We start from the raw sequence: 13042 nt of genomic DNA on the forward strand, positions 1-13042 counted from the left end.
CTGGAAACGTACTGATAGTGCTCAGTGGCGCGCCAGTCCTCGACCCTACTGATGAGGGGAAGCTGGAGATAGAACCATTCGGCTACTACGCCAGCTCTCTACTCTACTGAGCGAGAGAGAAGTACGCAAGAACCGGATAAACCCAAAAAGATAACCGTATGGGTTATCTCCCCCTTCTCGGATCCCACGAGCCCGGATTCAGCGGACAGATATCGCTACATTTGCCAAGAGCTTACCAAAAAGGGAGCATCCGTTTGCCAATTCATCAGCATGTTCGACCACGCACGGAAGCAACATCGCCGATTAGACATGCTTCCTTGGCGTTGTGTCGCGGTCGTCGAGCCTGGATATAGAAGTAATGTGAGCTTCCGGCGGTTGCTCTCACATGCCGTGTTTGATATATTGATATTATTTTATTTCATTCGCGAAAGCTTGAGACGGGGACGACCCGACACGATTTTTTCTGTATTACCGCACAACGGGGCAGCTTGTGTTGCCACCATATTTGCCAGGGTAATTGGCGCGCGGTTTATCGTGGATATTCACGACACTTGGCCGGAATCGATCCTCAGCGTTACAAAACTTAATTTTATAACAAAAGTAGGCTACTACGTATGGAAAGCCTGTGCTGATTTTCCTCTTCGCTACGCAGATTATGTGTTTAGTGAATCGGTTCAATATGCAGAACGCGCAAATTCTATTCGGAAATCCAGCGAACAGTCTCGTGCTCAAGCAATTTATCTTGGTGGTGATCCTGATTATTATCGTAGCATCCTCCCTGCGGAACGGTTACCAGAAAAACTGCAGAGTGCAAAGTTTATTGTGGCCTATGCAGGAACCCTTGGAGAGAACTACGATCTCGATTGTTTGATTGATGCATTTGCCAATTTCGAAAGTGAATGTCCGGAAGCGGGCTTGCTGATACTCGGTGGTGGAGAAAGAGAGATGGCTATCAGAACGAAGATCGCTGACGTATCCATAAAAGCATGGGTTTCCGGAAGGCTTCCGTATCGCATACTTCTTGGTTATCTCAAACGTTCTCATATCGGGCTCAATTGTTTCAAGGCGGGAGGAAATGTTGCCTATTCCTATAAACTAAATGATTATCTTCTTTTAGGGTTGCCAGTCATAAATAGCTTGGAAGGAGAATCAGCGCATCTTATCTCCACGCAAGACCTTGGAGTGAATTACCAAGCAGGGAATCCTGAGAGTTTGTTGAATGCCTTGAGGGCTTGTTACAATCGTTTTTTGGCGAACGGGCAATCTTGGACAGAGAAAGTTGTGGACTTTTCTTCACAGATGTTAGACCGTAAAGTGAACTATAGGCCATTAATTGAAAGATGTTTATACTCAAAAAGTAAATAATATTGTGTCTTTCCGGTAAGGCTGCGTGAAAAATTTGGGGCGGGCTGGTATGATCGGTATGTCGTTCAATCAGGGCGTACAACAGTTTGAAACGCCCATGTCAGAGCTTTTGTGAAAAGCGGCCTAAATTAATATGATGGCAAGCAAAAGGGTTCTCGATCTGGTTTTGGTGATTCCGGGTCTTGCGGTGTTACTTCCTTTTATGCTTTGAATCGCTTTGGTGGTTCGCTTCAAGCTCGGGTCGCCGGTTCTTTTCAGCCAGGACAGTGAGAAAAATACGCAAAACTGATGTTGAACAGGTTGCCATGTTTAATCAAACCTCTATGGACAGGTGGTTTCTGACCACATTGGGGTCAGGCTTCATAGTCAAACTCTATGCATCGATCGGTTCTGAAAGTGGTGATTTATGATATACGATAAGCGACTCATTGATCACATGATAGATTTGAAAGTTGGTAAGGGTGAAACTGTACCCGGATCGTATCGTGTTATAAGATCTTTTTTTTCAAATAGCATATTTTGTTTTTTTCTAAGAATTACTGAATTGATTCTTGGATTTATCTTAACCCTCCCTGTTCCCATTTATAGAGATATTGTTTTGACACTCTTAACATATTTGCCTGGTTCTCCATTTTTCTTGGGTAATTATTTAAGGGGCATTTATTGGTGCAGACGGCTTAAATGCATGAAAAGCAATGTCATCATTGAGCAAGGGGTTATTTTCAGAAATCCCCATAATGTGGAATTGGATGAATTTATCTTATTGGATAAAAATGTTCTGCTTGAGGCAGGGTCAGTGAGGATAGGGAAAAGAGTGCATATCGCAGAAAACTGCGTTATCAGTGGTGGTGGTGAATTCATCATGGAAGATTATTCATGCATGGCCCACTCATCTGCAGTTGTAACCGCATCGGATACACCGAACTATGGATTCAGGGGGTCGGGTCCCATGGTTCCGTGGGAGCAGCGAAGCGTTAAGTTTGGGAAGGTAATCATTCGGAAGGATGCCTTTGTGGGTATGGGTGTGCGAATTTTACCTGATGTTACAATAAATAGCGGCGCTGTTATTGCGGCAGGTGCTGTAGTTAACAAAGATGTAGCTGCCTGGAAAATCGTTGCCGGTGTTCCGGCGAAGGAAATTGGAAATAGAGAATCTGTTAAGTTTCCAGATATTTGAATTGTACATACGGCCTGCGCAAAGATAAGAAAGGCTACGGATGGCTGATCTTGCAACTGAAGTATTGAACACAATCAAGAAGGTGATCAATCGTGAGGCTTCCTTTACGCCGCTGCATATCCCAATCTTTGAGGGCAATGAAAAGCGCTATCTCGCGGAATGCGTGGACAGCAATTTCGTTTCCTCTATAGGGGAATTTGTGGATCGTTTTGAAGGGATGCTGGCGGCGTTTACCGGTGTAAAAAAAGCGGTACTCTGTGTCAACGGGACGGCCGCTTTGCATATCTGCTTGAAGATGACGGGCGTGGAGCAGGATGATGAAGTCCTGATGCCGGCGTTGTCCTTTGTCGCCACGGCAAACGCGGTAAGCTACTGTGGGGCTGTGCCGCATTTCATCGATATCGAGGAAAGAACTTTAGGAACAGATCCGGGGAAGCTTGATGAATATCTGAGAGAAATCGTAGAGATGCGGGATGGCATCTGTGTCAATAAGCTTTCGGGGCGAAATATCAGGGCAATCCTGCCTATGCATACCTTCGGCCATCCAGTGGATATGGAGCCGCTCCTTGAGACAGCCCGCAGACATCATCTACCCGTGATCGAAGACGCAGCGGAGTCCCTGGGTTCATATTACAGGGGCGTGCATACGGGGGGATTAGGGAAGCTGGGGGTCCTGAGCTTCAACGGGAATAAGATCATCACGACCGGGGGCGGCGGGGCGATCCTCACAAACGATGAAGAGATGGCCACGCTACTCAAGCATGTGACCACCACGGCGAAGGTCCCTCACCCCTGGGAATTTTATCACGACATGCTTGGTTACAACTATCGTATGCCTGCCCTCAATGCCGCTCTGGGGTGCGCGCAAATGGAGAAGCTGCCGGAGTTTCTTGAGAAGAAAAGATTGCTTGCGGAGCGCTACGCAGAGGCTTTTGCGGATGTCAAAGGGGTCCGGTTTTTTACCGAACCGGCGTTTGCGAAAAGCAACTACTGGCTGAACACGCTCATTCTCGACAGAGAATATGTGGATCAAAGGGACGACATCCTGAAAGTGACCAACGGAAACGGCATCATGACGCGCCCCGCCTGGACGTTGATGCCGCACCTTCCCATGTACAGCGACTGCCCCCGGATGAATCTGGACGTTGCTGAGGACCTGGTGAGACGGATCATCAATATTCCAAGTAGTGCGGATCTTGTTTGAAATACTGGATTCCCGTCTGCACGGGAATGACATAGAAAAAGACGGGAATGACATAGAGGTTCGATGCGCAACGATCTCATGATGAAAAGGCTCTTTGACCTTTTCCTTGCTGTTCCGGCCTTTCTGATTTTCTTCCCTTTCGGCCTGGTCATTGCCCTGATTCTGAAGTTCACCGGCGAGGGGTGGATTTTTTTTGTCCAGGAACGGGTGGGTTTGGGCGATTCCCGGTTTGGCCTGCTGAAGTTTGCCACGATGCTGCGGGACAGCCCCAAGTCCGGCACGATCACGGAGAAGAACGATCCGCGCATTCTGCCTTTCGGGCGGTATCTGCGGGCGACGAAGATTAACGAACTTCCGCAGATTCTAAATGTGATAAAGAGTGATATGTCTATCGTCGGGCCGCGGCCCCTGGCGGAAGGGGAGTTTATATATTATCCTGACGACATCAAAAAAATCATTTTGCAAATGAAGCCGGGGCTTACGGGGATGGGCAGCCTTTTTTTGCGCAACGAAGAAGTCATATTGTTTGAATCGAAGAAGGAGAAGACGCGCTGCTATATCGAGGATGTGATCCCTTTGAAGGGCGCCTTGGAGAAGTGGTATTTCGAGCATCGGAGTTTCTGTGTGGATCTGAAGATTATCATGGCGACGGCCCTGGCGATTGTGGCGCCGGGGGCGCGGTTTTATCTGGGCTGGTTTGATGTTGAGGGGTTGGTGAGGGAGTCGACGTTGAGTGTTTACTTTGTAAGCGGTAAATAGTGAATAGTGAATGGTTAACAGGGGACAGCGACGAATAAGCGGAAGGAATGTAAACATGTTGCAAGGATTGTTTTTCAAAGGTTTCCAAGACGTGACACAGTGAGTATTTAACTTATGCCGCTTTATTTTCCCAAAAAACAGCTTATGATATTAAGAGGCGATTTTATAATAAGGGATAGCATTATCTATGGTTGATCAGGTTATTGGTGCAGATAAATCGGTTAACAATAAGAGGTGAAAGGGTCAAGGTTCAAGGGGCAAGGGGTCTCAGATGAAGGGATTATCGATAAGTATACCCTCGATTAGCTGCCCATGATTCAGATCTTCAGTCAAAATTTTTTCTGCTTTTTCTCGATAGGCCGCCGCGATAATTAATGAATCCCAGAAGGATAGATGATATCTGTTCTCAATTTCAGACGCTTCCAGAATCATTTTCCCATCATTCAATGCGATCGTCCAAGACAGGTAGCTTTGTATCAAACCCCGTGCAACCACGTGTGAAAGAGGCTGTAATATTTTTCGGGTAATTGTGATATAAAATTCCTGGAGTACCTGTACACTGATAATGCCGGTCTTCTCATGCCACATTCTTTCCACTATGCCCATAGCGATGTCATGTTTTACGCCTGCGTCCAGATCATAAGCATAGACCAATATGTTCGTATCCAGAAAAATGCTATCTTTCATGGAGTTCCTCACGGGTTGCCATTATTTTACCTCCTAGGTGAAAACCAGCTTTGAGATCGGAAAGAGCTTTTCTTTTTGAGAATTCATATTGTTCCTCTTCCCTGGTCATCCTGGCTAATTCTTCGCCGAGGATTTTACTGATAGACATCCTTCTCTGGGCAGCAATGATCCGGGCCTTTCGGATTAGATCCTTGTCGAGACTTAGTGTGATGTTTTGTTTCATGGTGTCCTCCGTGATAGTTAATGCACGTATATTACGTGTACCATGGGAAGTATCATATCTGCAAGAGTTATTTTTTGATTCCCCCTGTTGGAAAAAACGAGCTGTGAAAAACAATCCTTCCTGTCATTCCCGTGCAAACGGGAATCCAGGAAGTATCTGGAAATACTGGATTCCTGATTTCGGAGGGAGGGACAAGACGAGTGGTTTTATGGTAATCTAAACGGTTGTGGCAAAGCTTGACATGTTGCTGCATAACTGTGATCAAATTATTGTAAAGTGTAATCATTGACGGGAGGGATATATGGTAAGAACGCAGATACAGTTGCCGGAAGAACAGGTAGCTATGCTGAAAAAAATGGCCGCAGCCCAGCATAAATCAATGGCTGAGATTATCAGGCAGGCTATTCCTCATTGCCGCGTCCACCTTCTCCATGAGTTCGTCAGGTACAGCGCCGAGTTTAAGGCAGTATTTTGTATGAAAGGCACCGGATACCGGTTTTCACCGGTATGACGACGGAGGAAATCCCCCTGCATCCCCCTTTACAAAAGGGGGAATTTAAATGGTAAAGAAATGGAGGGACAGCGACTCATTTTTTCTGCATTATTCCTTATTGAGACAAGGTTCCTTAACACGGAATCCGAAAAATAAATATTCGACAAATTAAAACAATTGCGGTAAATTTTACACATAAATTGACAAGGCGAGTTGGACATAATTAATAGGTAAAAAGTTCTTCAACTAAGGTAAGTATTATTAATAATCGGCCACAGTCGAAAAGAAGGAGGCCAAAAATGCACGAAGAAATCTTAAGAAAAGTCAAAGAAGCCGTTTTGAAACTGGAGCCATCCGCCGAAGTAATTCTTTACGGCTCACGTGCGCGAGATGATTATCGCGAATACTCGGATTGGGATTTTCTAATCCTATTGGACGGTCATATAGATACCAAGCGAACTGACAGAATACGTTATGCGCTTTATGAGATAGAATTGGACACAGATCAAATAATCAGCTCCATTGTTCGCAGTCGTCAAGAATGGGACAGCCCCAGGTATTCAGTTGTGCCATTGCACAGTAATGTTGAAAGAGAAGGAATTCATATATGAACAAGGAATTGAACGATCTCATACAATATCGTATCGCCAGGGCACGAGAATCTTTGGATGAAGCAGAAATTCTCGCCGATTCCGGACATTGGAATGCCTGTGTCAACAGGCTTTACTACGCTTGCTTTTATGCGGTATCAGCATTGTTAAGCAAACATGATCTTTCTTCTTCAAAGCATTCCGGGTTACGGTCTTTTTTTAACCATAATTTCGTGAAGGCCGGCATTATTCCCAAAGAGACGGCGATAATTTATAATTCTCTTTTCGAGAGAAGGCAGGAAGGTGATTATGACGTATTTGTCACATTCAAAGAAACCGATGTTAAGCCATGGCATAAAGAGGCGGCAGTGTTTGTTGATACTGTAATAAAGTTGATTAAGAAAGATTTGAGGAAATAGGGGGCCAGCGCCCCATTTTCTAAAAACTCATTGCATCAAGGATTCACATGCTGTATATTTATGACTGCATATTACGCAGTCAAGAGGTGATTTCATGAAAAGACAGGTAGCTTTTACGCTGCGATTTGATCCGGCCTTTTACGAGCGGGTCAAGGCGGTTTCAGCAAGTCGAGGCAGGAGCGTGACCTCTTTTGTACAGGAGGCCGTGGCCAGAAAGTTGGACGAGGAGGCTGCCGCCTCCCTGTTTCAAGCCTTTACCCTTGTCGGAGAAGATATGGCGGAAACGAGCGTCGAGTTTGCACGCAATGCCCAACGGGAGGTGGCGCTGAAAGATGTATAAAGAAGTGCACCGAGGCGACATCTGGTTTGTGGAGTGGTCACCAGGCCGGGGATCGGAACAGGCCGGCATGAGAACGGCGGTGATCATTCAGACGGACGCGGCGAATCGGAACCCCCATTATCCGAACACGATTGTTCTGACCATCAGCACAAAAGGCAAGGCGGTTCCCTTCCATGTGTCCGTGAATCCATCTGAGGAAAACGGTCTTAAGGAGACCTCTTTCGTTAAGTGCGAACAGATCCTGACCATATCGAAGGAGCGTCTGATTCGCTGCGTGGGACGTCTTGAAAACGAACGACTGGAAACGGTGGCGGCAGCGATTCGCCGTGTGTTGGAAGTATAGGGAAAAATAGGGGTTATTGGGGGTTATTGGGGACAGCCACTAATTTGCCAGGAAAATTAGTGGCTGTCCCCAATTAACAGAGGAAATCCCCCTGCATCCCCCTTTACAAAAGGGGGAATTTAAATGGTAAGAAATGGAAAAAACCGGGATAGCGCCCCTATTTGTTTTTTTCCTTCTTGACATATCGTATAACGATTGTTATACTTTCGCAGGATGTCTAAATTATTGAGCGTTGCCCCTATGTATTACGGAGGTGAATTGTATGAGGAATTTGAAAACGGCCATTTCAATCCCGGAGAATCTTTTTCTTCAGGCCGACGAAACGGCAAAAGTGCTGGGATTGAATCGCAGTCGATTATATACGGCAGCAATTGCTGAATTTCTGGAGAAGCATCGGGAAGACAGCATCAAGGCAAAGTTAAACGAGATCTATGCCGATGAGAGTTCTCGGGTCGATCCGATATTTAATAACGCTCAAATGGTGGGGTTAGCAAAGGAGGACTGGTGAAACGGGGTGAGATCTGGTGGGCGGAGCTGCCTGACCCGGCCAGATCTGGACCGGGATTTCGCAGACCTGTGCTGGTGGTTCAGAAAGACGCTTTCAATGATAGCGCCATATCAACGGTTGTAGTTGTCGTCATCACCCGAAATCTCCATTTGGCTGAGGCGCCGGGAAATGTCATGCTGCCGAAGAGAAGCACCGGTCTTCCCCACGATTCGGTGGCAAATATCTCGCAAATTGTCACCATCGACAAACATTTTCTGACAGATTGTGTCAGCATCCTACCTCGCAACCTTTTCGATAAGGTTAAAGCAGGTCTCATTCTTATCCTGGGATAATAGGGGGACAGCGCCCCTATTTACGAAAATTCCGTTGACAGTCATGGTCATTTCCTTGATCTTATCGAAAAGGTATTGGGTTATTGGGGACAGCCACTAATTTGCCAGGAAAATTAGTGGCTGTCCCCAATTAATATGAGGGGATATTTTGAACGCTAAAAGGCTAAGCACACCATCAAGACCCGACCCCATTTATGTTTTTATTTATGTTGACATTGTGCAGAATCCTACCTATGATGCACAAAAATTAAATGTTATGTGCATTATGGGTGACATATGTTGAGAGATATCGTTCTTGTTCAAAAAAGAGAGATGGAAGACCGCCCGCAGGAAAGGTATGTCGAACGGAAGGTATTGGTCTCCTGGGACCTCGGCGATGATCTGATCAAGGTCATCACCGGTCCTCGGCGAGCGGGGAAATCATTTTATGCCGTTCACCTTATTCAACAGACAGGCTCTTACGGCTATGTCAACTTCGATGATGAAAGGTTGGCCGCTGTCGGAGATTACGATGAGATCATCGGGGCCGTAAACACGGTTTACGGAAATCCGCGTTACCTGCTTTTTGATGAGATTCAGAATCTTCCCCGCTGGGAAATGTTTGTCAATCGCTTGCAGAGGCAGGGGTTCCGGCTTCTGATCACCGGCAGCAACGCCAATCTGCTCAGTTCGGAGCTGGCCACGCATCTGACGGGTCGTCATACCGCGCGTGCACTGTTTCCCTTTTCTTTCAGCGAGTTCCTGGCAGCGTCGGGCGATGAGGCTGCCGAGCGGACGGCGGTGGAGAAAATGGCCTCGCTGGATGCCTATGCAGAGCAGGGAGGCTATCCGGAACCCCTACTCAAGAAGATTGACCGGCGCGACTACCTGCGCACCCTGCTGCAATCCACCCTGTACAAGGACATCGTCAAACGGTTCAAGATCAGGTCGGTTCAAGGGATCGAAGACCTAACTCTGTATCTGATGTCGAACATCGCCCGGGAGTATTCCTTGAATGCCGTCTCCGGGGTGACGAAGTGCCGCAGCGTTCATACCGTCGATAAATATATCCGCTATCTGCATGAAGCCTACCTGGTTTTTTCGATTCCGCGCTTCTCCTTCAAGGTGAAGGAGCAAGCAGGTCGCAACAGGAAAATCTACTGCACCGATAACGGGCTGGCGGCATCGGGGGGCTTCCGTTTCAGTGCGGACCGGGGGGCGCTCTATGAAAATCTCGTGGCTGTTGCTCTGAAAAAAGAGGAGATCGCCGGTCGGATTTCCCTGTTCTACTGGAAGAGTCCGCAGCATGAGGAAGTGGATTTTGTCGTCAAGGAGGGCCTGCAGGTAGCGAGATTGATCCAGGTCTGCTCCGACATTTCGAACCCAAAGACCCTGAAGCGGGAAATGCGGGCGCTGGTCAAGGCTTCGCAGGAATTGCAGTGCGATGAGTTGTTGCTGCTCAACGACCGCGTCGACCGGACGGAGACATTTACCTGGCAGGGCGCCGAACGCCCCATCCGGCTGATGCCGCTCTGGAGCTTCTTGGAAAAATAGGGGGAAAATCCTGTTTTACGTTTGGAGAATGGATGTACTTATTTTTTAAGAGGGTCTTTGATTTTGTTGTATCTCTGATTGCGCTGATTCTGGTCTCGCTCGCCTGTTTTTATTGTCGTTATGCCCATCCTGAAATTTACTGGTGAAGGATGGGTTTTTTAAATGATCCGCGAATTCTGCCGGTGGGGTGCTTCCTGCGGGGTTATTGGGGGTTATTGGGGACAGCCACTAATTTGCCAGGAAAATTAGTGGCTGTCCCCAATTAACACCGGGGGCGCGGGAATGACAAGGGGGGCTGAAAAAGTGCGCGAATAAAGTGGGGATAGCGCCCCTATTGTTAAGTGCTGAGGACTGAGTCATGGGTGATGCGAAAAACACCATGACCTATTCCCTATGACCCGAGTTTTTGGAGGATGTTTTTTTTCAGGTCCGTGATGGTCTGACGGTAATGCTTCGGTAAAAATCTCGCCAGATCGCTATACAGGTCTTTTTCCTTTGCATCGGCGATGATTTCCGTCAAGTCTTCCTGTCGGTAGTCCTTCCCGTACCATTTCATTTTTTCTCGGATGTAATCCTCTTTCAGGGGAATGCCCTTCGACAGCAGATACCAGAAGTCAAAATAATCGCGGCCTTTGCTGCGCGTCAGGATTGCCCTTGTCTTCTCAGCCAGAAGTTCTTCCGCATCGAGATGCACGACCAACGGATAGCTGACCAGGGGAAAAGGGGTTTCAATGAGAGAAACGGCTCTGGTCAGGGCTTTTTCCCGCTGCGAGAATTCCAGCCGGATCGTTAAAGGACGCGGTCCTTTGTATGCAAACTTCAGTTGGCCGTTGAATGAATCGTGCTTGACCGTGAATTTTCCCAGTTCAAGAGAGGCCATTTCGGTTTTAAGATCGCGGGCCGCCGTTTCTACCATCTGCCGGAGCTGATCAGAGCTTTGCAGGGTGCTGAAATCCAGGTCTTCGGAAAAACGGAAAGAACCATAGTGAAAGTGGATGGCCGTCCCGCCCTTGAAAAAGACATGCCGGCTTTCCTTCAAGGCATAAAATGAGCGGAGAAACAGCAATTGCACATACTCCCTCACGATCGAGGCCTCATCAATCTTGAAATGCCTTGCCAGTTCGCCGATTTGTTCCGTTGTCATCATATTCCGATTTCCTTCAATTTATTGAGAAAAGGCAGGTAGTCGATTCTTTGACACATTTTATGAAAATCTCTTTTGTTGATGGGGGAGTAGTCCAAATCCTCGAATTCTATCCTTCGCAATCCCTTGGAGACGATATAGATCATATCCAGAAGGGCTTTTTCCGGCGAGGCGATAACCATCTGCCCCTCACGTCTGAAATCCCAGTATAATTTATGACTTATCTGGACATACTCAAATTCTTTTTCATCGATGAGCACCTTTTTTGATTTTTTGGGACTGACGGAAGTAACGGAATAAGGAAATTGCGGGAGCACGCCATAGTAATTCAGGGCCGACTCCAGGGAGATGTACGAAGGCGTGTAGATGGCGTTGGCAATTTCAAAACTATCAGGAGGATTGAATGCAGAGAGATAAACCCCTTTTTTAAGCCGCAGCAAAAACTTCTCGGCAACCAGCTTTTCCGCTATTTTATAAGACGTATTGTCTTTTTCAATATCCAGCAATTTCCTGAGATCAGACAAAGAGACGATCTTCACCCCGGACTTCCTGATGATTTTAATGATATCTACGATGCGCATAGTTCTCAATACCTGCACGATAATATACAGTATCTGCGAACGATGTCAAGAACATAAATAGGGAAGCGAAATCTGGGGACACGATACCAATTTCTGGCGAAATTGGGTCATGTCCCCGGATTTCTCAGGAAGGATCTGAAAAGACTGGATTCTGGCTTTCACCGGAATGACAATGGGGATCAGAGAAAAATGGTAAAAGAAGAGCTGCTGAAAAAGATTCTAAAGAGAAGCGGGCCGATGTTTGCGGATGATCTGGAAATGCATCGGGCGCAGATAGAGGCGTGTGTCCGTGGATCCCGGATCATGGTAATCGGGGCGGCGGGGGCGCGGTTTTATTTGAAGTGGTTTGATGTTGAGGGGGTCGACGTTGTGTGCTTACTTTGTCAGCGGTAAATAGTGAATAGTGAATAGTGAGGGGTGAAGGGTGATAGGAAGGGAAAAACCGGGACAGCGCCCCATTTTTTTGAAGGGTATTCTGGATTCCGGAGCGAGTCCGGAATGACACTGTGCAATAACAAGGTTGACACCTTTTTGTCAGACCATCAATTTTTACGATTTATGCAAGATGTCGTGGGTTCCGATTGCGCGGAAGATGGCGCTGCCTTCGTCAAATTCGAAAATAAAACGATATTTCATTGTTACGGAGCCTTCCCAGCGATTTCTCGCCCCTTGAATACGTTTTATACGAAGCGAGGGATGTTTCATGTCATTCATGAGCAGGATCAGTTTCTGATCGAAGCCCTCCCGGATTTCTTTCGGGAGATCCCGGTATTCTTTCCTGAAACGGTTCGTGAAGCGGAAAGCCTTTACTCCTTCAACCACTTGAGCCCCTCTTCGGCATTTCGAAACTCCGGCGACAGCGCCTCCTTTTTGATTTCCTCATCCGCCTCAGCTTCCTTCTGCTGCCATTCCTTGCTCCAGTACCAGGCCTGGGCTGGATCGATGAGTTTCCGCGGTTTCAGGACGATTCCTTCTTCGGAGGCATCGACCTCGACGTAATCGCCCTTGCCGATTCCGAACGCCTTCATGAGCTTTTCCGGAATCCGGATCTGGCCTTGAGAACTGATTTTCATGACGGTAGCCATAAACACCTCGTAAGAAATTAAACAATTAAAAATTTCTTATAATATACAACTTGGGCTGGTGTGGTGTCAAGAGGAAAAAATAGGGGGACAGCTCCAATACTGATCGGCATGGATATTGCTATCTCCTTAATAGTGTAATGAAGCCGCTGAGACGGTTCGATGCCCTATAACCAGCCCCTAAAACTTTTTTTTACGATTCGTGCATTTTTTGCTGGACTCATCCTTCCTTTTCGGGTATGTTACGGGGCATGGAACAAGC

General features: G+C 47.0%; 19 protein-coding genes. 13 read left to right on the forward strand and 6 right to left on the reverse strand.

What is annotated here, in order from left to right:
* Positions 1-390: 390 nt before the first annotated feature.
* The 4 genes from NTW12_14730 (at position 391) to NTW12_14745 (ending at position 4505) form a co-directional block, all read left to right on the forward strand.
* Positions 391-1365 carry a hypothetical protein gene (locus tag NTW12_14730; protein MCX5847584.1) on the forward strand — a complete coding sequence of 325 codons (975 nt, stop codon included), beginning with the start codon at positions 391-393 and terminating at the stop codon, positions 1363-1365.
* Positions 1366-2050: 685 nt separating this feature from the next.
* Positions 2051-2542: an acyltransferase gene (locus NTW12_14735; protein ID MCX5847585.1), complete on the forward strand. Its 492-nt coding sequence runs from the start codon at positions 2051-2053 to the stop codon at positions 2540-2542.
* Positions 2543-2582: 40 nt separating this feature from the next.
* The gene (locus NTW12_14740) at positions 2583-3746 is read left to right on the forward strand and encodes a LegC family aminotransferase (protein MCX5847586.1); all 1164 of its coding nucleotides are present in this window, start codon (positions 2583-2585) and stop codon (positions 3744-3746) included.
* A 63-nt stretch (positions 3747-3809) separates the two neighbouring features.
* The gene (locus NTW12_14745) at positions 3810-4505 is read left to right on the forward strand and encodes a sugar transferase (protein MCX5847587.1); all 696 of its coding nucleotides are present in this window, start codon (positions 3810-3812) and stop codon (positions 4503-4505) included.
* A 267-nt stretch (positions 4506-4772) separates the two neighbouring features.
* On the opposite strand, the gene NTW12_14750 is transcribed toward NTW12_14745, so the two are convergent.
* Entirely contained in the window at positions 4773-5192 is a 420-nt protein-coding gene (locus NTW12_14750) for a PIN domain-containing protein (GenBank protein MCX5847588.1), read from the reverse strand.
* Entirely contained in the window at positions 5182-5415 is a 234-nt protein-coding gene (locus NTW12_14755) for a DUF6364 family protein (GenBank protein ID MCX5847589.1), read from the reverse strand. The genes NTW12_14750 and NTW12_14755 overlap by 11 nt, the downstream gene beginning before the upstream one ends.
* Before the next feature lie 301 nt (positions 5416-5716).
* Here NTW12_14755 and NTW12_14760 point away from each other — a divergent pair, with 301 nt between their 5' ends.
* The 8 genes from NTW12_14760 (at position 5717) to NTW12_14795 (ending at position 9973) form a co-directional block, all read left to right on the forward strand.
* Complete coding sequence (locus tag NTW12_14760) at positions 5717-5926, forward strand: ribbon-helix-helix domain-containing protein (GenBank protein ID MCX5847590.1); 210 nt, start codon at positions 5717-5719, stop codon at positions 5924-5926.
* Positions 5927-6207: 281 nt separating this feature from the next.
* Entirely contained in the window at positions 6208-6519 is a 312-nt protein-coding gene (locus NTW12_14765; GenBank protein ID MCX5847591.1) for a nucleotidyltransferase domain-containing protein, read from the forward strand.
* Complete coding sequence (locus tag NTW12_14770; protein MCX5847592.1) at positions 6516-6917, forward strand: HEPN domain-containing protein; 402 nt, start codon at positions 6516-6518, stop codon at positions 6915-6917. Before NTW12_14765 ends, NTW12_14770 begins: the two co-directional genes overlap by 4 nt.
* 94 nt (positions 6918-7011) lie before the next feature.
* Positions 7012-7257 carry a hypothetical protein gene (locus NTW12_14775; GenBank protein MCX5847593.1) on the forward strand — a complete coding sequence of 82 codons (246 nt, stop codon included), beginning with the start codon at positions 7012-7014 and terminating at the stop codon, positions 7255-7257.
* Positions 7250-7600 (forward strand): type II toxin-antitoxin system PemK/MazF family toxin, encoded by a 351-nt coding sequence (locus NTW12_14780; protein MCX5847594.1) that lies wholly within the window; start codon positions 7250-7252, stop codon positions 7598-7600. The genes NTW12_14775 and NTW12_14780 overlap by 8 nt, the downstream gene beginning before the upstream one ends.
* A gap of 262 nt (positions 7601-7862) precedes the next feature.
* Complete coding sequence (locus NTW12_14785) at positions 7863-8108, forward strand: hypothetical protein (protein ID MCX5847595.1); 246 nt, start codon at positions 7863-7865, stop codon at positions 8106-8108.
* The gene (locus NTW12_14790; protein MCX5847596.1) at positions 8105-8440 is read left to right on the forward strand and encodes a type II toxin-antitoxin system PemK/MazF family toxin; all 336 of its coding nucleotides are present in this window, start codon (positions 8105-8107) and stop codon (positions 8438-8440) included. Before NTW12_14785 ends, NTW12_14790 begins: the two co-directional genes overlap by 4 nt.
* A gap of 276 nt (positions 8441-8716) precedes the next feature.
* Entirely contained in the window at positions 8717-9973 is a 1257-nt protein-coding gene (locus NTW12_14795) for an ATP-binding protein (protein MCX5847597.1), read from the forward strand.
* A gap of 391 nt (positions 9974-10364) precedes the next feature.
* On the opposite strand, the gene NTW12_14800 is transcribed toward NTW12_14795, so the two are convergent.
* Together NTW12_14800 and NTW12_14805 are read right to left on the reverse strand one after the other, a co-directional pair.
* Positions 10365-11120: a nucleotidyl transferase AbiEii/AbiGii toxin family protein gene (locus tag NTW12_14800; GenBank protein MCX5847598.1), complete on the reverse strand. Its 756-nt coding sequence runs from the start codon at positions 11118-11120 to the stop codon at positions 10365-10367.
* Positions 11117-11698 carry a hypothetical protein gene (locus NTW12_14805; protein MCX5847599.1) on the reverse strand — a complete coding sequence of 194 codons (582 nt, stop codon included), beginning with the start codon at positions 11696-11698 and terminating at the stop codon, positions 11117-11119. The genes NTW12_14800 and NTW12_14805 overlap by 4 nt, the downstream gene beginning before the upstream one ends.
* 189 nt (positions 11699-11887) lie before the next feature.
* On the opposite strand from NTW12_14805, the gene NTW12_14810 reads away from it, so the two are divergent.
* Positions 11888-12091 (forward strand): hypothetical protein, encoded by a 204-nt coding sequence (locus NTW12_14810; GenBank protein ID MCX5847600.1) that lies wholly within the window; start codon positions 11888-11890, stop codon positions 12089-12091.
* Between the two features lie 156 nt (positions 12092-12247).
* On the opposite strand, the gene NTW12_14815 is transcribed toward NTW12_14810, so the two are convergent.
* Entirely contained in the window at positions 12248-12520 is a 273-nt protein-coding gene (locus tag NTW12_14815; GenBank protein ID MCX5847601.1) for a hypothetical protein, read from the reverse strand.
* Positions 12505-12783 carry an AbrB/MazE/SpoVT family DNA-binding domain-containing protein gene (locus NTW12_14820; GenBank protein ID MCX5847602.1) on the reverse strand — a complete coding sequence of 93 codons (279 nt, stop codon included), beginning with the start codon at positions 12781-12783 and terminating at the stop codon, positions 12505-12507. Before NTW12_14820 ends, NTW12_14815 begins: the two co-directional genes overlap by 16 nt.
* Positions 12784-13042: the final 259 nt, after the last annotated feature.

This window comes from Deltaproteobacteria bacterium, from assembly GCA_026388545.1.
Lineage (GTDB): Bacteria > Desulfobacterota > Syntrophia > Syntrophales > UBA2185 > JAPLJS01.

Coding starts and splice junctions, on each gene's coding strand:
- NTW12_14785 (MCX5847595.1), top strand. CDS start 7,863: ATGAGGAATTTGAAAACGGCCATTTCAATCCCGGAGAATCTTTTTCTT.
- NTW12_14760 (MCX5847590.1), top strand. CDS start 5,717: ATGGTAAGAACGCAGATACAGTTGCCGGAAGAACAGGTAGCTATGCTG.
- NTW12_14740 (MCX5847586.1), top strand. CDS start 2,583: ATGGCTGATCTTGCAACTGAAGTATTGAACACAATCAAGAAGGTGATC.
- NTW12_14735 (MCX5847585.1), top strand. CDS start 2,051: ATGAAAAGCAATGTCATCATTGAGCAAGGGGTTATTTTCAGAAATCCC.
- NTW12_14775 (MCX5847593.1), top strand. CDS start 7,012: ATGAAAAGACAGGTAGCTTTTACGCTGCGATTTGATCCGGCCTTTTAC.
- NTW12_14810 (MCX5847600.1), top strand. CDS start 11,888: ATGGTAAAAGAAGAGCTGCTGAAAAAGATTCTAAAGAGAAGCGGGCCG.
- NTW12_14795 (MCX5847597.1), top strand. CDS start 8,717: ATGTTGAGAGATATCGTTCTTGTTCAAAAAAGAGAGATGGAAGACCGC.
- NTW12_14770 (MCX5847592.1), top strand. CDS start 6,516: ATGAACAAGGAATTGAACGATCTCATACAATATCGTATCGCCAGGGCA.
- NTW12_14805 (MCX5847599.1), bottom strand. CDS start 11,698: ATGCGCATCGTAGATATCATTAAAATCATCAGGAAGTCCGGGGTGAAG.
- NTW12_14745 (MCX5847587.1), top strand. CDS start 3,810: ATGCGCAACGATCTCATGATGAAAAGGCTCTTTGACCTTTTCCTTGCT.
- NTW12_14755 (MCX5847589.1), bottom strand. CDS start 5,415: ATGAAACAAAACATCACACTAAGTCTCGACAAGGATCTAATCCGAAAG.
- NTW12_14820 (MCX5847602.1), bottom strand. CDS start 12,783: ATGGCTACCGTCATGAAAATCAGTTCTCAAGGCCAGATCCGGATTCCG.
- NTW12_14750 (MCX5847588.1), bottom strand. CDS start 5,192: ATGAAAGATAGCATTTTTCTGGATACGAACATATTGGTCTATGCTTAT.
- NTW12_14800 (MCX5847598.1), bottom strand. CDS start 11,120: ATGATGACAACGGAACAAATCGGCGAACTGGCAAGGCATTTCAAGATT.
- NTW12_14780 (MCX5847594.1), top strand. CDS start 7,250: ATGTATAAAGAAGTGCACCGAGGCGACATCTGGTTTGTGGAGTGGTCA.
- NTW12_14765 (MCX5847591.1), top strand. CDS start 6,208: ATGCACGAAGAAATCTTAAGAAAAGTCAAAGAAGCCGTTTTGAAACTG.